The following is a 21992-nucleotide window of genomic DNA, read 5'->3' as shown; positions in this document are numbered from 1 at the left end:
CAGGGTTTAGAATGCTTGGGGTGATGGAAATGAAAGATGCTTTGGTCTTAGGTATTGAGTCGACGTGTGACGAAACTGGCGTGGCGCTGGTTCGCGGCGGGCAGCTGTTGGCTGATCGTACAGCCACGTCGATGGACGAGTACGCACGTTACGGCGGCATTATTCCCGAGATAGCCTCGCGCGCACACCTGGAGTCTTTCTTACCCACTCTTGAAGCCGCATTAGACGAGGCCGGAGTTCAACTTTCAGACGTGGACGCTGTGGCTGTTGCGGCAGGGCCCGGGCTGGTGGGGTCTCTAACGGTTGGGATTTGCGCTGGTAAGGCTCTGGCCACCTCCTTGGGCGTGCCAGTGTACGGGGTGAATCACGTGCTGGGGCATTTGGCTGTTGATGAGCTGGTGCACGGGCCGCTTCCAGATAAGTTCATTGGGCTGGTTGTGTCGGGCGGGCACTCTAACCTCTTGCTCGTAAACAACATTGCAACCGATGTGCGCGAGCTGGGCGGCACGCTCGATGATGCGGCCGGCGAGGCATTCGACAAGGTTGGCCGCCTGCTGGGACTGCCGTATCCGGGTGGCCCGCACGTGGATAGGTTGGCCCAGCAGGGCGATAAGGAAGCGATTAAGTTCCCGCGCGGCCTTTCGGGTGGGCGCGACAAGGAACGCTACCGCTACGACTTCTCTTTCTCGGGTTTGAAGACCGCGGTTTCGCGCTACGTGAAGGCCAAGGAACTTCGCGGTGAGTCGATCAGCAAGGCTGATATTTGCGCTGGTTTTAGTGAGGCCGTGAATGATTCGCTGACGGCTAAGGCTGTTCAGGCAGCGCTTGACCACGATGTGAAGACGATTGTGGTTGGAGGCGGGTTTTCCGCGAATTCGCGCTTGCGTGAACTTTTGACTGAGCGTGCAAATGCGGCTGGCGTCGAGGTTCGAATTCCGCCGATCCGTTTCTGCACGGACAATGGGGCGCAGATCGCGGCAATGGGTTCGCAGCTGGTGCGAAACGGCGTGGAGCCCTCAACCTTGCAGTTCTCGCCGGATTCGCAGATGTCGCTAGACGAGATGGCGATGGCGTAGCGTACGCAAAAGCCTCCAAGAAAAGTACGCGGCTACGACGTCCGCGGGCATTCCCAAAGACAGCTTCATGAGTGCCAGCCACTGCACGTTATCGGTGAAGTAGAGCGGGATTTGAACGCTGAGGCGGGCAACGAACACGAAGAACCATATCCACGTGATCTGGTAGTAGCGCAGGCGGGTGAGCTTCCACTCTTCACCTTTACGCCAACGGGTTTTCTCTCCGCGCACTGCTCCGAGCATGACGCCGAGTAGCGGCCAGCGCACCAGGATGGAGATCAGCAGGAGTGAGCCGTAGAACGTGTTCTTCAAGATGGAGATGGCAAACACGTTGACGGCTTGTCCGGTTTTCCACGCCACAAATACCGAGGCGGTCATGCTGAGCACTCCGATGAGGGCAGGGCGCACGGGGAGTCGCTGAATCAGGCGTATGAGCGCGGCGATCGACGTGAAACCAAGAGCCAGGCCCGCGGGGAGCAAGTAGTCTCCGGTGAGGTTCAGCCCAACAAGGAAAATGATCGTGGGGGTAACGGCCTCAACGATAACGCGCCAGCCTCCAATGACGGTGAGGGCGTCAAACTCGTCTTCGTTGATGGCGGCCAGGCCGCTCTTCTTCTTCGGTTCCGTGGGCGTGAGCTCTTGCGCGGCGGTCATGTTTCCCCTTTGTGTCTATGTCAGCCACAGAAAGGATAGTTTGAACCGCGAGTAAACGCCTACATTCTGCGGTTTTAATGACGTAGTGCCATGAACTTGAGTAGCGACAGTGCCCAGTTAGTGTGAGTAACTGTTCTTTTGGTGCTATTGACTTTGATGCCACCTGGATTTATCGTTAAACAATAATATCGATAAACAATAAGGAGGTTGTGGTGTCTCGACTTGAAAAAGTGCCGTTCTGGTTCGCGGTTGCACTGGTGTGGGTGCTGTCGCTACTGGTGATTGCCGGTCAGGCGGTGACGGTTATTGAACTGGCAAGTGGGAAACGCTTGTTTGGAGGCGCTCCAATTAGCGCCTGCGACTTGCCGAATTTCTGTTTGCAGGGCGAATCGGAGGTTCCGCTGAGCTACGTCTCTGCCACTAGCATTCAGCTTGCTATTGCTGAGGCCGCGCTTGTTGCCGTAGTGATTGCGGCCGGCCTCGTTATTGGTACCGCGGTTATCCGAGCAATCAGCAGGGGCCACGCTTTTGAGAGGCGCACCGTGCGGCTTATGGGGGTGACCGGCATAGTGCTCGCGCTAGGTGGGATTATCTGTGGTTTTGTCTCCGATGCGGCTAGGTCTGCCCTGCAGCAGGACCTGATTGCGTTCCAAGAGGCCGTGCACCCTGGGTCCGGCACTCTCGTCGTGGGGGAGAAGCCGCTGCTTGCCATGGCGCTGTTCTTTGCAGGAGTGTTGGCGCTGGCGCTGTGGGCGGCGTTTAGGCAGGGGGCGCGCATGCGGGAGGAGCTCGACTATGTCGTCTAAACCATTGCCGCACCGCGTTGAGGTGACGTTAGATGCTGTGCTTTCGCAAAGAGGGATGACGCTCACCGCGCTGTCAGAGGCCACGGGAATCACGATGGCTAACTTGTCGATTCTAAAAACGGGCAAGGCACGCGCGATTCGGTTCTCTACGCTCAGCGCAATCTGCGAGGTCCTCCAGTGCCAGCCGGGGACATCCTCAAGTTCGGTTAGCCCGCCAAAACTCGGTTAGCTAACCGAGGTCCGGTTAGGGTCGAGGCGGTCAATCCCGCCGTTACAACGGTAAGCTAGCTGCAGTTTTAGTTCGCGGCTTAAAGCGCCGAGTCCGCGCTACTGCCTGCGCGCTTCTTTCTTGAGCTCGTTGGGTTTGCTGGCCAGGAAGGTAAGCGGGTCGATCGGGTGGCCGGCCTTGAACTCGGCCTGCATAAGTTCAACCATCGCTCGCGGGCCGTCCTTGTGTCGCGCAGCCGCAATGCTGAGCCGCTGGTAGGCCGCTCCTATGCGCATAATCTCGTGAATATGCTCAAGCTCGTCGCGGCAACCGATCTCCTCGGCAATGGGTAGTAGCTCGGGAAGCATGTTTCGGATCGTGGTTATCACGTCTTCCTGGTTGCCGGCCTCGTCAATGATCAGGTTGGCTTCCATGCCGTAGCGCGATGCCCTCCACTTGTTTTCCGCTACATACCAGTCGGGAATACGGGGCAGTTCTTCCCCGCGGTCGTACATGCGCGAATAGTACTCAACCAGCGTGGCCGTGAGGGCAACAAGCACGCCCACCTCGCGAATGTTCGTGGCTGCGTCAAAAACGCGAATCTCAATGGTTCCCAGCTTTGGCGAGGGGCGAATATCCCAGCGAATTTCAGAGAAGTCGCTGATAATGCCGGTTCGCGTCACGTCCTCAACGTAACGCTCGAGGTCATCCCACTTCTCAAACTGGCGCGGAATGCCTGCGGTGGGTAGCTGCTGGAAGTACATGGCGCGGTTAGACGCGTACCCGGTGTCTTCGCCCGCCCAGTATGGCGAGGAAGAAGACAGCGCCTGCAGGTGCGCAAACCGCGTGAGCAGGGCATTCAGGATGGGCAGAACCTTGGCGGCATCCTCAATGCCAATGTGCACGTGCACGCCGTACAGCTGCATTTGCCTGCCCCAGTACTGCGTTCTTTCCACGAGGTCGTTGTAGCGGCCCGTGTCGGTAACGCGCTGGTATGCGGGGGTCGCAAAGGGGTGTGTGCCCGCGGTTGCCAGGTCGATGCGCATCGGCGTGGTCACCGGCTGGATGATCGCAATGTTCTCAAGCAGGTCGTCCAAACATTCGGAGGCGTGGCGGCGCGGTTTTGACGTGATCTCAATGGTGTTTAGGAGCATTTCGCGGTGGATGTTTGGCACGTCGCCCAAAGACTCCACGATGTCCATGACGGCATCGGCACTTTGTCTGAGGTCGCCCGTGTCCTTATCGATCATTTGGAGTTCCCACTCCACGCCAATCAGGCCGCGCTCGGACTCGTTGAAATGCATGGTTATCCTATGTTGGTCGCTTGCTCTCTGTTACGAGCCTAGTTTAAAGGTTGAGGCGGCGCGCGGTGACTGCCTGGTGACGCCCGTCAACCCGTGTGGCAATAACGGTAATGGGGTTGTTGTGATCCGCAGTTCGGGGTGTCAAAATGCGTTTCAAGGCCGTTTGGAGGGCCGCGGGGTTAATGTCCGCACCGCGCTTCTTGACCTCCACGCTGGTTGGCTCGAGGGAGCGCAGTGCCTTCGAGATGGCTTTCGGTCGCAGCTGCGTCACGTCCAGCACTTCGAATCCACTAAGCGCGTTAGCTTCCTTCTCCGCAACGATCTCGTTTGAGGTCAGGTAGGCAATAGAAGGCGAAATCGGGCCTTCGAGCGCCGTGTTGTCTACAAATTGGGCGATGAGGCCGGCGCGAATTATCGCGGGGTCAGGCTCCCACAAATACTTTCCCAGGCCCGCACTTTCCAACTGCTTGGCCGGCTCCGAGGGGTCGCAAGCCTGCCTGAAAGTAAACGCTTCGCTACCTCTAACTACTGTGGCGGAGCGGCCCGGACCGTGGCTTTGTAGCGCCGGGCTCCACAGGCCCGCCTCCAGTAGCTGCCCGTCCACGGAAACCCAGTTGGCCTCAAAATCAGAGGGGATGTGCTCGTATGCCAAACCGGGTGCAACCTTGAGGCCGAGCGCATCAAAACCGCCCTTACGAAGCGGCTCGCGCCAAGACAGCGCGGTAGGGAGGGAGGGGGACCACTCCTCGGGGGAGCTGATGCGCCGCCCGCCAGCTGCAGCTCCCGTGCGCCGGGCCGGATCAGCAAAGATTGCCTGCACGCCCTCGCTGATCAAATGCTCAATATCGATGGTGGTTACATCCCCCAGGTTGGCCTCGCAATCGGGCATAAAGCGCAGATTAACCTTGGTGCAGGCGACGGCCTCTGGGTTAATATCCCACGAATGCACGCGCAAGCCCAGGCTGGCCATCGCCAGGGAATCAACGCCAATACCGCACCCTAGGTCCGCAACCGTGGTGATTCCCGCGTCCTTGAACCGGGCGGCGTGCATCGCAGCCACCTGCAACCTCGTTGCCTGTTCAAGGCCGTCGCGCGTGAAAATCATGGCGCGCGCAAACTCGCCCAACTTATCTTCGGCTTGCCTGCGCAAGGTCAGCTGCGTGAGCACAGCCGCGCGTTCTCCCGCTTCAAGCTCAAAATTTGCGAGGGCGCTTTCTCGCTCAGATTCGGGGATCTCTTGCAGGTCACTCAAAACCTGCCAGGGGAGTGGCCTTAGAACCAGTTCAACGGGAGAAACACTCACGAGGCTCCTTCATCCAGTTTTTTGGCACTCAGCTTGCAAGAGTGCTAATCGAGGATCTAATCTTGTATATGTAACGCTTACCGTATCCGACCACCCGCGACGGCGGATGCAGCAAATGCGTGCAGTTCAACTACGAATGTGAAAGGGAGTTGGCCAATGTCGATCTCCATTAAACCACTTGAGGATCGTATTGTGATCCAGCAGGTTGAGGCCGAGCAGACTACGGCTTCAGGCCTTGTTATTCCTGATACTGCGAAGGAAAAGCCGCAAGAGGGCACCGTTGTTGCAGTTGGTCCGGGCCGTGTCGATGACAATGGTAACCGCGTTCCGATGGATGTTTCCGAAGGTGACGTTGTTATCTACTCCAAGTACGGCGGCACCGAGGTTAAGTACCGCGGTGAGGAGTACTTGATTCTCTCGGCTCGCGATGTCCTCGCGATCGTTGAGAAGTAACTAGCTCTTCTGAAAAAGCATCCCACGCCATTGGCGTGGGATGCTTTTTGTGATGCTTAAGCTACCTGCGTTTATGCTACGCGGAAGCGCTTCTTGCGGTTAATAATTTCGCGCCGTTCTTCTTCGGTCAAGCCGCCCCATACGCCGTATGGTTCCTGTACGCGCAGGGCGTGCTCGCGGCACTGTTCAAGTACGGGACAAGAGGCGCAAATTGCTTTGGCTGCTTCCGCACGGCGACGCCTAGTTGAGCCGCGCTCACCTTCCGGATGGAAGAAAAGTTCTGTGTCCATGTCGCGACACGCGCCGAGGTATTGCCAATCCCACCGATCCGCTACGGGACCGGGAAGCCTGGAGATATCTGTCATCCTTCTGCTTCCTTTCATATCGCCTCTGTCTGCGACCAGAACCTATATTATTAGTTATGCAAAAGTTGTTCAAGCCCCTTCCGCATATTGTTCGAAACTTTTAAGAAGTTAGGCTCCGGTGGCGCTTCGCTTCTTCGGGCGTAACAATATTAATAGGTGATGTACCTTAAACTTTTCTGGAAATTGTCCAAACTGGAGATGAACAATGCCCCGCCCTGATCTAAGCGCGCACATGAATCCCGCGCCGCTAACCATCGCAACGGTTGCGCAGCGCCTGGGAGTTTCCGCGTCTACGATCCGTACGTGGGAGCGCCGCTACGGGCTAGGGCCAAAACGCGAACCGGGCAAACGCAGAAGGTATAACGAGATTGAGCTCAAGCGGCTTGAACAAATGGTTCGCCTAGTCCGTTCCGGCGTGTTCCCCTCGGATGCCGCGCAAGCGATCAAATCTTCCGATGAAGTACTCACCGATAGTGAAGCTGCAATTACGGTTGAGTCAATCCTTGACACCGCGCGCCGAGGCGACTTCAACTCCCTCCAGCGCAATCTTGACGTGTTGATCTCCCGAGATGGCCTGCTCCATACCTGGCACGAGTACATTGGCCCCGCGATGCGAGGCACCTACTATCCGCCCAAAGGGGACAAGCCCGGCATCGCCCCCCGGTCGCTAATCACGCAGGCAACACTGTATGCCGTGTATCAGGTAGCCAAGCAAGCGCCGGAACACTCCGCAGGATTCCCGGACGCGTGCCCCGTACTCATTGTCTGCGATGCCGCACATGAACTGCGCGCCCATATTGTGGGCGTGGCCCTCGAATGGGAGGGAGTGCCCGCCCGCATCGTCCCCGTCACCGCGCCAGCGGAAGGCCCCGACATCTGCCCCCAAGACGTTAGTGAAGCGATCAAAGAATACCGCGACAGTTTTGGCGCGCACGTCCTCATCCTCATCGGCCTGCTTTCATCCGATGAAAAAGTTATCGAGGGCGTGGACGATGAGTGCTCAAACCTGATTCTGGTTGGCCGGCACTGCCCATTGGATTCCGCCCCGGGTGCCACGCGCCTGCGCACACTCACCGCATGCGTGGAGGAAGCCGTGGATTCAGCTCGAAACTGCTCCATCCCTGAAAGCGTTGGGGTTAACTAATATTATTCCTCTGCTTTGATTGGAGTAATGCCAGATGACTTTCGATTCGGATACGCGCGCCGCGCAGTTTGATGCTCTAATAGATTTCGCAAAAGGCTCCCAGGTGCCAACCGGATTTGGCTACCTGGATGCAAACGGCACCGTTGACTCCTCGCGCCCCGTAGAACTTTGGATCACCTGCCGCATGACGCACGTGTTCTCACTGGCATCAATGATGGGCGACCTCGAAGCAAATGTGCTGGCCACCCACGGCGTGAAAGCACTGGCCACATACTTCTACGACCAGCAGTATTCAGGCTGGTTCTCAGCCATCGGGCATGACGCGGACAACGTGCAGATTGTTGATGACACCAAAATGGCGTACGCGCACGCGTTTGTGGTGTTAGCGGCCTCATCGGCAAAAATTGCGGGTATCGAGGGCGCCTCGGACCTGCTCGATCTAGCGCTCTCGGTGCAAGACGAGTTCTGGTGGGAGGGCGACCAGGCGAAGGTACGCGAAAGCTATGACCGCGAGTTCGTGGAATGCGAGAAGTATCGCGGTGTTAACGCGAACATGCACACCGTTGAGTCCTACCTGGCCGCATATGACGCGACGGATGAGAGACAGTGGCTAAACCGTGCGGTGGCCATACTCAACTGGGTTATTGAGGAAGCCTCGAAGAACAAATGGCGCGTGCCCGAGCATTTCGATGAGAACTGGAAGGTGCTACCGGACTACAACCGGGATCGGCCCAAGGATCCGTTCCGTCCGTTCGGTTTCACACCGGGGCACGGGTTTGAGTGGGCTCGCCTTGCCGTACACGCTGGGGCGCAGCTGGCGCGTAGCGCAGAAAAAGTGCCGCACTGGATGCTAGAGGGCGCCCTCGAACTGTTTGACCGCGCAGTAGCGGACGGGTGGAACGCGGACGGCGCCCCCGGATTCGTGTACACCATTGATCAAAACGGCACGCCCGTGGCGCGCGAGCGCATGCACTGGGTGGTATGTGAAGCGATCGGGGCGGCCGTGACGCTGGCGCACGCCCTTGAAGGAAACGAAGGGTTTGCGGCCGGCGACGCTAAGAAGGCAGAAGATCTGAAAGCTCGCGCTGAGGCCTGGTGGGAGTACTGCGAGCGCTACCTGATTGAACAGCCGGGCCGCTGGTGGCATGAGCTAGATGAGAACAATCAGCCATCCACCGTGACCTGGCCGGGCAAACCGGACGCCTATCACGTGGCGCAAATGCTGCTGTTACCCGAGCTTCCGCTTGCGCCCACGTTTGCGCGCGCAATCAAGGAAGCGATCGCGTAAAAGGCCGCCGCTTGGCCAAGAAGAGCGAAAGAATCAGAGGGGGAGCCCTGCGCATAAGTGGTAGGGTGAAGGCCGCTCAACGACGAGTTGTGGAGGTTCCATGCACGACAATCGCGAAATTCTGCTAAATCGCGCCCGCCGTACGCTGCGCGAAAGGATTATCCCCGCCCAGTACGAGGCGGTAGCCGACGTGTCAGTTAGCCACTGGGTGGTTCCGGCTTGCGGCGACGCAGTTGGCGAACCCGTCCCGTTTGAGCAGGCGAAGGCGGCCTCGTATAAACCGATTGAGGTTGGAGCAGTGTGGGGCAAGCCGTGGGAGACCGTGTGGTTCCGCCTGGAGGTTGACGCTGCGCCCCTCACGTTAGAGGGCGAGGATCGCCTAGAGGTTGTGTTTGACCTCGGCTGGCTGGATAAGTTTGCCGGTTTTCAGTGCGAGGCGCTTGTGCGCAACGAGAGCGGCCAGATTGTAAAAGCCCTCAACCCGCGCAATAACTGGATTCCTGTGCCCGGCGCGGGGTCCCACGTGTTCTATGTGGAAGCTGTCGCAAACCCATTTATCCTCCCGCTCCCACTGTTCCCCGTGACCGAGGATGGCGACAAGCTCACCAGTGGGAATGAGCCACAGTACAGGCTGGCACGTGCAGACCTCGCGATACTGCGAGCAGACGTTTACAGCCTCGCAATGGACCTATCTGTGCTTGTGGAACTGGCAGAAACTACTGCAGAAGACGACCCGTGGGGTTGGAAAATCTTGCTGGCGATGAGCGATGCCCTCGACCTCATAAATCTTGATGACGTAGCGGGCACGGCGAGCGCCGCATCTGAGGTTTTGAAGTCGATTCTGGCCACGCCGGCCTACGCGAATGCACATCGTCTGTCAGCAATGGGCCACGCGCACATCGACTCGGCTTGGCTTTGGCCCATCCGTGAAACGCGGCGCAAGGTTACACGCACTATCGCGAACGTGGTGCGACTTATCGAGGACGGAACGGGCCTGATTTTCGCCCTTCCTGCCGCGCAGCACGTGGCGTGGCTGAAAGAAGAAGACCCGGAGCTGTTTGCGCGGGCGAGGAAGCAGGTGGAGGCCGGAGCTATCGTTCCGGTTGGTGGCATGTGGGTGGAGCCGGACGCGGTTTTGCCCGGCGGTGAAGCAATGTGCCGCCAGCTAACCGAAGGTCTGGACTTTTTCGAATCTGAACTGGGGGCCACGTGCGAAGAGATCTGGTTGCCCGACTCGTTTGGTTACTCGGGCGCGCTTCCGCAAATTGCGCGGCTTGCTGGGATTGACCGTTTCCTCACTCAAAAAATCTCGTGGAACCAAGTTGATACGTTCCCGCACCATACTCTGATGTGGGAGGGGATTGACGGTTCGCGCATTTTCACGCACTTCCCGCCCGCAGACACCTACGGTTCGGAGGTTACTGGGCAAAACCTTGCCCACGCCGCCTCGAACTATAAGGACAAGGGGCGCGCCAACAGCTCGGCGCTACTGTTTGGCTACGGCGATGGGGGAGGCGGCCCCACTCGCGAAATGATGGAGCGAATCAAACGCTTTGCTGACTTGGCTGGCGCTGCCCGTACCGTCATCGAGTCACCCGCGCAGTTTTTTGAACGCGCCCAGGCCGAGTACAAGAATCCGCCCGTGTGGGTGGGCGAGCTCTACCTTGAGTTGCATCGCGGCACATTCACTTCTCAGATTGAAACCAAGCGCAATAATCGCCGCGCCGAATCGCTACTTCGCGAGGCCGAGCTGTGGGCCACGATGGCAAACGTGCGGGCAGGTGTGGAATACCCCCACAAACAGTTGCAAGCTGTGTGGCGTGACGTGCTGCTGTGCCAGTTCCACGACATCCTGCCCGGCACCTCCGTTGCATGGGTTTACCGCGAAGTTTCGGCCATCTATGAGCGTGTGCAAGAGCTCCTTGAAGCTATTATCGCCCGCTCGCTCGCGGCACTTGTCGAGGACGAAACCCCGGCACTAACTAATGCTTCTAGCTTTACCGGCTACGGTATTCCTGCCCTTTCCGCTGTCGCCCCAATTGAGGCGGCGCCGGTACAGGTACGAGGGCATCTGCTCGAAAATGAATATCTACGGGCCCAGTTTGACGAGGAGGGTCTGCTGACCTCGCTGGTAGAGAAAGAAACGGGGCGCGAATATGTGCCGGCCGGCCAACGCGGCGGGGAACTGTACCTATTCCAAGACTTCCCCAATGAGTGGGACGCGTGGGATCTGGACCCGTTTTATCGCGGATCCAAGCAGGTGATTGTGCCAAATAACGCTGTTTTTGAAAGCACTGACGGCGCCGCAAGAGTGCGTACAACAGCCGAGTTCTCTAACTCGAAGGCCGAGGTTACTTGGAGCTTGCGACCCGGATCGCGCGCCCTGGACGTACACGTACGCCTGGATTGGCATGAGAGTGAGAAGATTTTGAAGCTTGCCATGCCGGTCGACATCCACACCGATCACGCGCAGTACGAGACGCAAATGGGCTACATTACGCGTCCAACTCATGAGAACACCTCGTGGGAGGCCTACAAGTTTGAGGTCAGCGCACACCGCTGGCTGCGCCTGGCAGATACGAACGCCAGCCTGGCTATCACCAACGACGCCACGTACGGGTGGAGCGTTGCGCGCCACTCCAGTGGGAAGCGGGGGACGTGGAGCGAAGTTAGTGCATCGCTGGCCCGCGCTTCGCGCTTCCCCGACCCGCATCAAGATCGAGGCATGCACGAGTGGAACTTCCAGCTCGTTCCCGCCGCATCCATTGAACAGGCGGTGGCGCTTGCTCAAATGCTGAACCTTGGCCAGCGCGAGGTGCCCGGCCAGATCAGCCCACTGTTCACCCTCGATGGCGCCGTAGTGGAGTCGGTCCGCATGGTAGACGATGGCTCCGGTGACGTGATTGTCCGCGCATACGAGGCGAGTGGCGGCCGCGCCGTTGCACGCCTGGTCTGGCCCGAAGCCGCGAGCGTGCGCGGCCAAGATCTGCGCTACCGAGACTCGGACCTGGGTGTGCAGGTGCGTGAAGTTTCGGGTGCGTTCGAGTTCAATCTGGACCCGTTTGAGATTGCAACCCTCAGGGTGAATCTCGCCAATTGAGGCCTGAGTCCAGCAAGAGGCTGGCCCGCCTCGAGGCGGAGGAGGTTAACTGCGTCCGGCGGGCAAGCTCTACGCCGGCCGGATTTTGGGCGATAAGAAGTTTTGTCACTATGCGGGCGCGGGTGAGACCATCGCGCGCCCTGCGTTAGACTGGTCGCGTGAGCGAAATGATTGATAATCCTTTTTCCCTTACCGGCCTAACGTATGACGACGTTTTGTTACTGCCTGAAATCACAGACGTTGTGCCCTCCGAGGTTGATACGACTGCGCAGCTAACAAAAAACATCACTCTTAAAATCCCGATGCTGTCCGCGGCAATGGACACCGTTACCGAGGCGCGCATGGCTATTGCGATGGCTCGCCAGGGCGGCATTGGCATCTTGCACAGAAACCTGTCGATCGAAGATCAGGCGCAGCAGGTGCGCCAGGTTAAGCGATCCGAATCCGGCATGGTTAGCGACCCAGTGACAATCCACAAGGAAGCCACCATCGAGGAGCTAGACGAACTGTGCGGCCACTACCGAGTTTCCGGCCTGCCCGTTGTGGACGAGGACGGCAAGCTTCACGGCATCATCACCAACCGTGACTTGCGTTTCATTCCTCCGAGCGAATGGGCAACCGCAACGGTAGAACAACACATGACTCCCACGCCGCTTATCACCGCGCCCGTTGGGATCGGTCGCGAAGATGCGAAAGCACTCCTCGCTAAGAATCGCATTGAGAAGCTCCCCATCGTTGATGACCAGGGGCGCCTAGCCGGCCTCATCACCGTTAAAGACTTCGTTAAAACCGAGCAATACCCGGACGCGGCAAAAGACGCGGAGGGTCGCCTTCTAGTTGGCGCAGCAGTGGGCTACTGGGGAGACTCGTGGGATCGTGCAGTGGCGCTCGCGGAAGCAGGCGTAGACGTCCTCGTTGTTGATACCGCAAACGGCGGCGCACAGTTGGCGCTGGACATGATTCGCCGGATCAAGTCCGATGAGCGTTTTGCTGGCATCGACATTATTGGCGGAAACGTTGCCACCACCGAAGGCGCGCAGGCACTGATCGACGCGGGCGTGGACGCGGTGAAGGTGGGCGTAGGTCCCGGCTCTATTTGCACCACGCGCGTGGTAGCAGGCGTTGGCGTCCCCCAGGTAACAGCGATCTATTTGGCATCGCTAGCTTGCAAGCCGGCGGGTGTGCCGCTCATCGCTGACGGTGGTATGCAGTATTCCGGTGACATTGCGAAGGCCCTCGTTGCGGGCGCTAACACCGTGATGGTTGGCTCCATGCTTGCCGGCTGCGAGGAATCTCCTGGTGATCTCGTATTCACCAACGGTAAGCAGTACAAGCGTTACCGCGGTATGGGTTCCGTTGGTGCAATGAGCTCGCGCGGACGCAAGTCCTACTCGAAGGACCGCTACTTCCAGGCGGACGTGTCTTCGGATGACAAGATCGTTCCCGAAGGTATTGAGGGCCAGGTGCCCTACTCGGGTTCGCTAGCCGCAGTGATCTACCAGATGGTTGGTGGCCTACACCAGTCGATGTTCTACCTCGGCGCGCCCACGATTGCGAAGTTGAAGGAGAACGGTAGGTTTGTTCGCGTAACCTCAGCGGGCCTGCGCGAGTCGCATCCGCATGACATTCAGATCACGTCAGAAGCCCCGAACTACCACATCAACGAGGGGTAGCGGGCTAAGAATCGCTTGGCAGCTAAGCTGAACTAGCGTAGAAGCAGGCCGGGAAGCTAAATCAACCAGGTGCGGTTGATATTGGCTTCCCGGCCTTTGCTATGCAAGAAAGCCTCAAAATCAGCGGCCCAAACCGCGTGCGCCTGCTTTTGGTACTCGTGCAGACTGTCCAGGCTGTACATGGCCAGGCGAGGGTGCTTGCGAATCATTTGCTCCAGCAGATCTAAAGTTGCGCGCGTGTCCACCTCCGCGTCGTGCAAAGACTCATCGGCACTAACGCCGTAGGCCTCCATCAGGTCTGCCAGGGTACGCTTACCGCGCCGCCTGGGAACAAGTGCGCGATCGAGTACCAGCGGGTCAATGACCGGGCGGATCTCACCTAAACGCTGCGTTAGCGTGGGTAGTTGCATGCGGGCAAGCTCGGCCTCCATCAGGCCCAGATCAAACCCTGCGTTAAACGCCACCACGGGAATACCGTTGCCGAGCGCGCGGGTCAGAACTTGCGCGACCTCCTCCAACACCTGAGGGTAAGGACGCCCATGCTCGCGCGCATACGCGGTGCTTATCCCATGCACCTTCTGAGCAGCTTCGGGGATCTCAACACCCGGATCAGTCAGCCAATTCGAAACCTCATCGCCGTCCTCACCTCGAAAAATAATCGAGGCTGTAACGAGCCGGCTCCTACCTGGAATAACCCCCGTAGTCTCCGTATCAAAACCCACGAACGGGCCGGCAATCCAAGACATGGATCCTCCTTAACGTTTCACTACGTAGAGCTTATATGCCCATACGGACAACTATTTCAACAAGCATCACGTAAGGCTCGTATCATGGAAGTGTGACTGAGACGATTAACATTGGACGCGGCAAACAAGCCCGCCGCGCATACTCGCTGGACGACGTGGCAATCGTCCCCTCCCGGCGCACGCGCGACCCCGAAGACGTAAACACGTCCTGGCAAATCGACGCGTACAACGTGGACATTCCCGTCCTGGGCGCGCCAATGGACTCGGCCATGAGCCCCGAAAACGTGATCGCACTAGGCAAGCTGGGTGGCATCGGCGTCCTCGACCTCGAAGGCCTATGGACCAGGTATGAGGACCCCGAACCTGTCTACGAGGAAATCCGCGGACTGCCCGCGCGCGCCTCAAACCGCCGGCTTCAAGAAATCTACGCCGAGCCCATAAAACCTGAACTCATTGGCCAGCGCCTGGGCCAGATTCGTGAGGCCGGAGTTGTAGTTGCCGGCAAGCTCTCCCCGCAACGCACCCAAAAGTACTGGCGCTACGTTGTGGACGCCGGGGTAGACCTGTTCATCATTCGCGGCACCACGGTATCCGCCGAACACGTATCCAGCAGGGCACAACCACTAAACCTAAAGCGCTTCATCTATGAACTCGAAGTGCCCGTCATCGTGGGCGGCGTAGCAAACTACAACGCCGCCCTGCACCTAATGCGAACCGGCGCCGCCGGCGTGCTCGTAGGATTTGGTGGGGGAGCCGCACACTCCACCCGCCAACTCCTCGGAATCCACGCGCCCATGGCAACCGCACTCGCAGACATCGCTGCGGCAAGGCGAGACTACCTCGACGAATCTGGCGGTAGGTACGTGCACATCATCGCCGACGGAGGCATCGGGCTTTCCGGAGACCTCCCGAAGGCAATCGCCTGCGGCGCGGATGCAGTGATGCTCGGCGCAGCCCTCGCTCGCGCAAAAGAAGCCCCCGGTAGCGGATGGCACTGGGGATCGGAGGCCTACCACCCCGAAGTTCCTCGCGGACACCGCGTACACGTGGGCACGGTTGGCAGCATGGAAGAAATCCTCTTCGGCCCATCCTCACGCGCCGATGGCACCGTCAACTACATCGGTTCGCTCCGCCGCACCATGGCAACCACTGGCTACCTGGAAGTCAAGGAACTCCAACGTGTAGACATGGTGGTGGCGCCCTACGAACCGCACTAAAGGTTCCTCACCAATATTCGATACGGCATAGCCTGCTTGGGCATGCGTGCAAACCGCCCCCAGCGTGGCCCCCGTGTTAGACAATAGAACTAAGTGCGCGCACGTCGCGCGATCAACGATGAAGGAGAACTAATGACCGAAATCGAATACCGCATTGAGCACGACACGATGGGTGAAGTTCGCGTTCCCAAGAACGCTCTCTACGCCGCACAAACACAGCGTGCAGTTGAGAACTTCCCGATCTCCGGGCGCGGACTTTCCGATCACCACATCGCCGCACTCGGCCAGGTGAAGCGCGCTGCCGCTATAGCCAACCTCGAGCTCGGCGTCATCGACCAGGCCACCTCGGACGCCATCCGCGAAGCCGCTGAAGAGGTCATTGCCGGCAAGCACGACGGTGAGTTCCCCATCGACGTCTTCCAGACCGGTTCGGGCACGTCCTCGAATATGAACACCAACGAGGTCATCTCTACCCTCGCCACCCGTATCAAGGGCGACAAGGTGCACCCGAACGACCACGTTAATGCGTCACAGTCTTCCAACGACGTGTTCCCCACGTCAATCCACATCGCTGCCGCTCAGGCCGTTGATGAGGTTCTTTTGCCCGGGCTTGAAACCCTCGCGAAGTCGCTCGAAGCCAAGGCTGAAGAGTACAAGGACGTCGTGAAGTCTGGCCGCACCCACTTGATGGACGCAACCCCGATCATGCTTGGCCAGGAGTTCTCCGGCTACGCCACCCAGATTCGCTACGGCATCGACCGCGTGCACGCTGCTCTGCCGCGCCTGCACGAGCTTCCTCTTGGCGGCACCGCTGTGGGCACCGGCATTAACACCCCGGCCGGCTTCTCCGAGCGCGTCATCGAGCTCATCGCCGAGAACACGGGCCTTCCGTTCAAGGAAGCCAGCAACCACTTCGAAGCTCAGGCAGCCCAGGACTCCCTCGTTGAACTGTCCGGCGCTCTGCGCACCATCGCAGTGTCACTAACCAAGATCGCTAACGACCTGCGCTGGATGGGCTCCGGCCCGCGCACCGGAATCGGCGAGCTTCACCTACCTGACCTGCAGCCAGGCTCCTCGATCATGCCGGGCAAGGTTAACCCCGTTGTTCCTGAAGCCACCGTCATGGTTGCAGCCCAGGTTATCGGCAACGACGCGGCTATCGCGTTTGCTGGCGCCCAGGGCAACTTCGACCTGCTGGTGATGTTGCCCGTCATGGCTCGCAACATCCTCGAGTCGATCAACATCGTTGGCAACGTCTGCACCGTCCTCGCAAAGCGCACGGTTGACGGCTTGATCGCAAACGTTGAGCGTTGCAAGGAGCTTGCCGAGTCCTCGCCGTCCATCGTTACCCCGCTCAACCGCATCATCGGTTACGAGAACGCCGCGAAGATCGCCAAGCACTCCGTAGCTAAGGGCATCACGGTTCGCGAGGCCGTGATTGACCTCGGATTCGTAGAGCGCGGCGAGATCACCGAAGCACAGCTTGACGAAGCCCTCGACGTGGCGTCCATGACCCACCCGAAGGCCAACTAACAAAGCTGAAAAAGGCTCGCGTCCAGCAAGGTTGGACGCGAGCCTTTTCTATCCGTAAGGCCCGGTTTCCTCGCATAATCGGTAGTTGGAAAGTGCGCGCTGACTTTGACACAATCAACCGAGATCCACTTTTGAAAGGTCAAGGCAAGTTGGTTTCTGCTGATGTCGCTAGAGCGCGCGCCGGCGTAACCGCGCTGTTCTTCACCAACGGCGCACTGTTTGCGAACTTCGCGCCGAGGTTCCCAGAACTAAAAGACGCATTCGAACTAACCGCGGGAGGCTACGGCCTGATCATTGCGGCGTTCCCGCTAGGCGCCATCATTGGCGGACCCTTCGCCGCGAAGTTCGTGGAACGCTTCACCTCCGCTAAAGTAGCGGCCTACGGCACGTTCCTGATTGGAATCGCGCTGACCCTCTCGGCGATCCTGGTAGCTATCGCGCAGGGTGGGGGAGCTATCCTCGCAGTCCCATTCGCCATCCTTTTCGCACTTGGCGGCGCAACGGATGCAATCGTTGACGTGGGTGAAAACGCGCACGGCCTGCGCGTACAAAAACGCTACGGACGTTCCATTATTAATAGTTTTCACGCCTCCTGGTCCTTGGGTGCAATGACCGGAGGGCTGATGGCCATGGTAGCCACCGCGCTCGCCGTCCCAATCGGCTACCACATCGGATTTGCCGGAGTCCTCTTCAGTCTTGTTGCCCTCATCGCCAGCAAATACACCCTCCCTGGCCGAGACGGGGCAGACCAAGACGAACCCAGTATTCACCGGCTCTCTGCAAAAAACTGGCCTGTTCCCCTCGTTATTGCGCTTTTGCTACTTCTGGCGATTTCCGGTGTGCTCGTCGAAGACATCGCGCAATCTTGGTCCACGCTTTACATGCGTGACTACCTGGGGGCCAGCGCGACCCTCGCGCCCGCAGCATACGTGTGTATGCTCGCTTTCCACTTCCTGGGTCGCGTTACGGGGGACAGGTTTGTTGATCAGCTTGGCGCGAAGCGCACCATTTTGATGGGCGGCACTCTCATCATTGTTGGTATGAGCGCGGCCCTCCTATTCCAAAACATCTTTGTCACCGTCATTGCCTTCGCCGCAGCGGGCTTTGGCGCGGCTACCACCGTTCCGTTGGCAATGAACGCCGCAGACGACGTGCCCGGATTGAAACCGGGGGTTGGCCTCATGGTGGTCTCTTGGCTCATGCGCCTTTCGTTCCTGCTCTTGCCACCGCTGCTCGGCCAGGCGATTGTCGCAACGTCCCTGTTGGCGCCCATTGTGATCTTGCCGATCGGAGGCGCGTTAGTCATTGCTTCTACAGTTGTGTTGGAAGAGCGTAAACCTGTGCAGGACTAGTCCAAAATGATTTTGCCCCGAGGCTATTCAAGTGACCTCGGGGCAAAACTATAAACGCGGTTTAGCGCTTGACGTGCGGATGTTTTGCGTAAGAGATGATCGTGGCCGCCAATCCTCCGACGGTTACGACACCCGCGACGATGACTGCCACCTTCACTGCCACGGTCACTGAAGGGTAGAAAGCTAGGATCAGCAAGGTAGCTCCGTGTGCCAGAGCAATAAACACGAGGGCACCCAGAATCGGCAGAGATGCGCGGTGCACGTGACGAACCACCTCGGTATCATCGGACCGCACGGGCAAACGCAGGGCGGAACCTTGCCAGGCATCCTCTTTCGCAATGCTCGCAATCAAAGCCACGCCAAGGGTAGCGGCCATTATGAATAGGGCCCCAAAAACCAACAGTAGTGCAGTCACGGCTACCTCTTTTCTAATTCGATGCCGAGGCTATCAGCCAGCTTGTCTATGCGCGCAAGCCACGGCGCAGGCGAAAGATCAGATGCGAGCATCAGACCACCACGGGGCGACAGATTCGCGCCTTCTAGTACACGCGGGCCGTTTGCCAAAGTGGAGCGCTTGAACTGGTTTGTGAAGAAGCGGCGCAGGAACACGCGCTCCCACGTGAGGATCTGCTGAAGGTCAAACTCGGCGCGATCCACTCCCTCTAAACCGGCGGGCCAAACACCCTCGTCTGCGTTGCTCCAAGCATTCAACGCGCGAAAAGCCGTGAGTTCTGGGGACAAACCCAGGTAAACCAGGTAGTAGGCGTTGAAATCCTGCAACGCGTAAGGGCCGGTCATTGCCTGCGTAGACTGGGCCTCTTCGCCTTCACGCGTGGGGATCAGTTCCGGTGTGATTTCGGTGTTCAAAATCGAATCCAGCGTGTCATTAACGTCCTCGCCAAAACGATTCGAGGCCATAATCCAACGGATCAGATGCTGCATAAGCGTTTTTGGAACGCCCGGATTCACGCTGTAGTGCGACATGTGGTCACCAACGCCAAACGTGCACCACCCGAGCATGAGCTCCGAGTAGTCGCCCGTACCGATCACCAGGCCGCGCCTGCCGTTGGCAATGCGGAACAAGAAATCGGTGCGCAGGCCCGCCTGCACGTTCTCAAACGTCACGTCATACACTTCTTCGCCGCGTCCAAACGGATGCCCCATGTCGGCAAGCATTTGGCGGGCGGTATCGCGAATGTCGATCACCTCAAACGTTGTGCCCAGAACCTCGCACAGCTTCGTCGCATTGTTCTTCGTGTGCGAGGTGGTGGCAAAGCCCGGCATGGTGAAGGTCAAAATATCGGTGAGGGGTCGTCCCATGCGCTCCATAGCTTCAACACACACGAGGAGGGCAAGCGTTGAATCCAGCCCCCCGGATATGCCGATAACCGGGTGCGGGTTTCCGGTGGCCTCAAGTCTGCGCATCAAGGCCTGGACCTGCAGGTCAAACATATCCTCGAGGTCAGACTCCCAAAGCCCCGGATCCGTATCCAAATACGGAAAGCGGGGGAGCCTGCGCTCTAGCGTCCAGTCGCCCCGCGGTTGCACGCGCACCTGTTGGCTGGCAAACATTTCCTCTTGCGCCGGGCTTAAGAGCTTGTGCTCTGCCTGCAGTCGAGCCAGATCAATATCGGCATAAGTAAGGCGTAAACCGGATCCGAACCGGTCGTTTTGTGCCAGTACTTCGCCAGCCTCCGCGATGAAAGCCTGCCCGTCCCACGCGTAATCGGTTGTGGACTCTCCCTCGCCTGCGCCCGCATACACAACCGCGAGTTTTGTGGTTCGCGATGCCTCACGTGCCCGGGCCAAACGATGCCGTGCAGTTCCTGCAAACGCGGGTGCCCCGCCCAAGTTCGCAACTAGGCTAACGCCATGCCTCGCCTGCATCTGGTAGTCGATCGGTTCCTGCAGTTGCACGCTGATGGATAGGCCGGGCACGTCCTGGACCGTCAGAGGTATCTCGCCCGCAACGAATAGCGGCTGGTCCAATATGACCGAGTAGGCGGCGGAGGCATCAGAGCGGGAACTAAACCAGCGCTTTCGCATCGGATCGTTTTGAACGGGATCAAACCAGATTCCTGCTATTTGGCCGCGGGTGACAGCGACTGCGGCGTTCAGAGTCTTGCCACTTACCCGTAGAGGAGTGCCAAACAGAGCTACTAGGGGCCAATCGACGGAGGCCTGCTTAATGGTCTCTACCGCGGCTTCGCATTCCTCGTGCAGGGTGTCTTGGAACAGCAGATCGTCTGCCGTTACTCCTACCAGCGTGAGCTCTTGAAACACGACTACGTTTGCTCCGGCTTCGCTCGCCAGGTTGGCGGCTTCAATGATGCTGATCGCGTTCGCGGCGGGATCCCCAACCTTGATGGGGATGTTTGCTGCGGCTACACGGGCAAACCCGTTTGCGATGGGGGAGTGAAAGTCGTACATGTTTTTCCTTCACGAATGGCAGTAAAGCAGGGCTTGGTTATCCCTGATTACGATTTTAGAGCCCAAATTGAAATGGCGCCCCGGTCCGCGAACAAAACCGAACAGCTCGGTCGATTCCTCGCGGGAGCGGGGCGCCACAGTGTTTTAGTCAAGCAGCGACATCGCCTGCTGGGCGATGGCTAGCTCCTCGTTGGTAGGCACAACCATTACTCGCACCTTCGAGTCGGAGGCCGAGATTGTACGGGGATCCTTTGAGCGCAAAACGTTTGCAACCGGATCCAGCGTGATGCCGAACATCTTCAGCTTGTCGCACAGTTCTTGGCGGAGAGCCGAGTCGTTTTCGCCAATGCCTGCGGTGAACGTGAGAACGTCCAGGCCGCCCATTTCGGCAGCGTAGGCGCCAACGTACTTGACCAGGCGGTGCAGTACGACGTCTAGGGCAAGACGGGCTTCCTTGTCTCCCGCGTTTGCGCGGGCGCGAACGCTACGCATGTCATTGTCGCCGGTAAGGCCTTTCAGACCGGAGCGCTTGTTAAACAGCGTGTCGATCTCATCGATCTTCATGCCGCCATTGCGCATGAGGTGGAACACAGCCGCCGGGTCGATGTCACCGGTTCGCGTGCCCATCACAAGGCCCTCGAGAGGGGTTAGGCCCATCGAGGTGTCTACGGCCTCGCCGTTTACAACCGCGGATGCGGACGCGCCGTTGCCCAGGTGGAGCACGATTTGGCGGATACGTTTGCGGCCCAGCAGGTCATGGACCCGGCCAGAGACGTACTGGTGCGAGGTCCCGTGCGCGCCGTAGCGGCGGATCGAGTACTTGTCCGCGGTTTCCTTGTCCAACGCGTAGGTTGCCGATTCGTCAGGCAAAGACTGGAAGAACGCCGTGTCAAAAACCGCCACGTGAGGAACGTCTGGAAGCATCTTGCGCGCTACGTCAATGCCCTTGAGGTGGGCGGGGTTGTGTAGCGGGGCTAGCGGGGACAACTGGTCGATTAGGTTACGCGTTTGGTCGTCTATGAGGGCGGGGCCAGAGAAGTACCTGCCACCTTGGACCACGCGGTGTCCAACTGCCACGATATTGGCTTCCTCGAGCTTTGGTCCAACCTGGTCGAACAGGCGCAGAGCTTCGCGCAGTGCTGCGGTGTGGTCGAGGATCGGCTGGTCTATCGCAACCTCTTTGTCTCCGAATCGGTGTTCGGTGTGAGACACGGGTTCGCCGATTCTCTCAGCGATACCCGAGGCGATGGAGACGCCATCTTCGGGCTCTACCAGCTGGTATTTGAGCGATGAGGATCCGGAGTTGATAACAAGCACCCGGGGAGGGGTTTCACTCATTGGTT

Annotated in this window: 19 protein-coding genes; 11 read left to right on the top strand and 8 right to left on the bottom strand. The window is 58.8% G+C overall.

The genetic code is table 11. From position 1 onward, the window contains the following. The first annotated feature begins 29 nt into the window (after positions 1–29). Complete coding sequence (gene tsaD / locus HMPREF1628_RS01195; RefSeq protein ID WP_102217999.1) at positions 30–1076, top strand: tRNA (adenosine(37)-N6)-threonylcarbamoyltransferase complex transferase subunit TsaD; 1047 nt, start codon at positions 30–32, stop codon at positions 1074–1076. Here tsaD and HMPREF1628_RS01190 read toward each other — a convergent pair. Continuing rightward, positions 1053–1727, bottom strand: coding sequence for a DUF3159 domain-containing protein (locus HMPREF1628_RS01190; protein ID WP_034506859.1), 675 nt, complete (start codon positions 1725–1727; stop codon positions 1053–1055). The two genes, tsaD and HMPREF1628_RS01190, sit on opposite strands and share 24 nt — an antisense overlap. A gap of 212 nt (positions 1728–1939) precedes the next feature. On the opposite strand from HMPREF1628_RS01190, the gene HMPREF1628_RS01185 reads away from it, so the two are divergent. Together HMPREF1628_RS01185 and HMPREF1628_RS01180 are read left to right on the top strand one after the other, a co-directional pair. Then, positions 1940–2533, top strand: a complete 594-nt coding sequence (locus HMPREF1628_RS01185; RefSeq protein ID WP_034506855.1) for a DUF2975 domain-containing protein — start codon at positions 1940–1942, stop codon at positions 2531–2533. After that, complete coding sequence (locus tag HMPREF1628_RS01180; RefSeq protein ID WP_034506852.1) at positions 2523–2762, top strand: helix-turn-helix domain-containing protein; 240 nt, start codon at positions 2523–2525, stop codon at positions 2760–2762. Before HMPREF1628_RS01185 ends, HMPREF1628_RS01180 begins: the two co-directional genes overlap by 11 nt. Positions 2763–2860: 98 nt before the next feature. Here the strand turns inward: HMPREF1628_RS01180 and HMPREF1628_RS01175 are convergent, their stop codons facing one another. Beyond that, complete coding sequence (locus HMPREF1628_RS01175; protein ID WP_052038745.1) at positions 2861–4045, bottom strand: glutamate--cysteine ligase; 1185 nt, start codon at positions 4043–4045, stop codon at positions 2861–2863. A gap of 43 nt (positions 4046–4088) precedes the next feature. After that, positions 4089–5348, bottom strand: a complete 1260-nt coding sequence (locus HMPREF1628_RS01170) for a class I SAM-dependent methyltransferase (RefSeq protein WP_034506849.1) — start codon at positions 5346–5348, stop codon at positions 4089–4091. A 156-nt stretch (positions 5349–5504) separates the two neighbouring features. On the opposite strand from HMPREF1628_RS01170, the gene groES reads away from it, so the two are divergent. Beyond that, on the top strand, positions 5505–5801 hold the full coding sequence (groES, locus tag HMPREF1628_RS01165) for a co-chaperone GroES (protein WP_016444087.1): 297 nt from the start codon (positions 5505–5507) through the stop codon (positions 5799–5801). Between the two features lie 71 nt (positions 5802–5872). On the opposite strand, the gene HMPREF1628_RS01160 is transcribed toward groES, so the two are convergent. Beyond that, the gene (locus tag HMPREF1628_RS01160) at positions 5873–6166 is read right to left on the bottom strand and encodes a WhiB family transcriptional regulator (RefSeq protein WP_034506846.1); all 294 of its coding nucleotides are present in this window, start codon (positions 6164–6166) and stop codon (positions 5873–5875) included. 205 nt (positions 6167–6371) lie between these two features. Between HMPREF1628_RS01160 and HMPREF1628_RS08560 the strand changes: the two genes are divergently transcribed. From HMPREF1628_RS08560 to guaB, 4 genes are all read left to right on the top strand, one after another. After that, on the top strand, positions 6372–7310 hold the full coding sequence (locus HMPREF1628_RS08560; protein ID WP_052038744.1) for a MerR family transcriptional regulator: 939 nt from the start codon (positions 6372–6374) through the stop codon (positions 7308–7310). Between the two features lie 34 nt (positions 7311–7344). Beyond that, the gene (locus HMPREF1628_RS01150) at positions 7345–8598 is read left to right on the top strand and encodes an AGE family epimerase/isomerase (RefSeq protein WP_034506844.1); all 1254 of its coding nucleotides are present in this window, start codon (positions 7345–7347) and stop codon (positions 8596–8598) included. 100 nt (positions 8599–8698) lie between these two features. After that, the gene (locus tag HMPREF1628_RS01145; protein ID WP_034506841.1) at positions 8699–11698 is read left to right on the top strand and encodes an alpha-mannosidase; all 3000 of its coding nucleotides are present in this window, start codon (positions 8699–8701) and stop codon (positions 11696–11698) included. Positions 11699–11865: 167 nt separating this feature from the next. Next, on the top strand, positions 11866–13371 hold the full coding sequence (gene guaB / locus HMPREF1628_RS01140; protein WP_156956809.1) for an IMP dehydrogenase: 1506 nt from the start codon (positions 11866–11868) through the stop codon (positions 13369–13371). 56 nt (positions 13372–13427) lie between these two features. On the opposite strand, the gene HMPREF1628_RS01135 is transcribed toward guaB, so the two are convergent. Beyond that, positions 13428–14117 carry an exonuclease domain-containing protein gene (locus tag HMPREF1628_RS01135; protein ID WP_034506836.1) on the bottom strand — a complete coding sequence of 230 codons (690 nt, stop codon included), beginning with the start codon at positions 14115–14117 and terminating at the stop codon, positions 13428–13430. 92 nt (positions 14118–14209) lie between these two features. Here HMPREF1628_RS01135 and HMPREF1628_RS01130 point away from each other — a divergent pair, with 92 nt between their 5' ends. The 3 genes from HMPREF1628_RS01130 to HMPREF1628_RS01120 all read left to right on the top strand — a co-directional run bounded on the left by HMPREF1628_RS01130 (position 14210) and on the right by HMPREF1628_RS01120 (position 18219). Beyond that, positions 14210–15334, top strand: coding sequence for a GuaB3 family IMP dehydrogenase-related protein (locus HMPREF1628_RS01130; RefSeq protein WP_034506833.1), 1125 nt, complete (start codon positions 14210–14212; stop codon positions 15332–15334). Between the two features lie 132 nt (positions 15335–15466). After that, positions 15467–16867 carry a class II fumarate hydratase gene (locus HMPREF1628_RS01125; protein WP_034506831.1) on the top strand — a complete coding sequence of 467 codons (1401 nt, stop codon included), beginning with the start codon at positions 15467–15469 and terminating at the stop codon, positions 16865–16867. 92 nt (positions 16868–16959) lie between these two features. Further along, the gene (locus HMPREF1628_RS01120; protein WP_052038743.1) at positions 16960–18219 is read left to right on the top strand and encodes an MFS transporter; all 1260 of its coding nucleotides are present in this window, start codon (positions 16960–16962) and stop codon (positions 18217–18219) included. Positions 18220–18280: 61 nt separating this feature from the next. Here the strand turns inward: HMPREF1628_RS01120 and HMPREF1628_RS01115 are convergent, their stop codons facing one another. From HMPREF1628_RS01115 to HMPREF1628_RS01105, 3 genes are all read right to left on the bottom strand, one after another. Next, positions 18281–18634 (bottom strand): hypothetical protein, encoded by a 354-nt coding sequence (locus HMPREF1628_RS01115; protein WP_034506829.1) that lies wholly within the window; start codon positions 18632–18634, stop codon positions 18281–18283. Positions 18635–18636: 2 nt separating this feature from the next. Further along, positions 18637–20649, bottom strand: coding sequence for an NAD(+) synthase (locus tag HMPREF1628_RS01110; protein ID WP_034506827.1), 2013 nt, complete (start codon positions 20647–20649; stop codon positions 18637–18639). A 144-nt stretch (positions 20650–20793) separates the two neighbouring features. Beyond that, a complete protein-coding gene (locus tag HMPREF1628_RS01105) occupies positions 20794–21987 on the bottom strand; it encodes an acetate/propionate family kinase (protein ID WP_034506824.1) in 1194 nt (397 codons plus the stop codon). Between the last annotated feature and the right edge of the window lie 5 nt (positions 21988–21992).

Source organism: Actinomyces sp. S4-C9 (assembly GCF_000758775.1).
Taxonomy (GTDB): Bacteria; Actinomycetota; Actinomycetes; order Actinomycetales; family Actinomycetaceae; genus Gleimia; species Gleimia europaea.
Note: the sequence above shows the minus strand (reverse complement) of the source record. Positions and strands in the feature narration are given on the sequence as shown.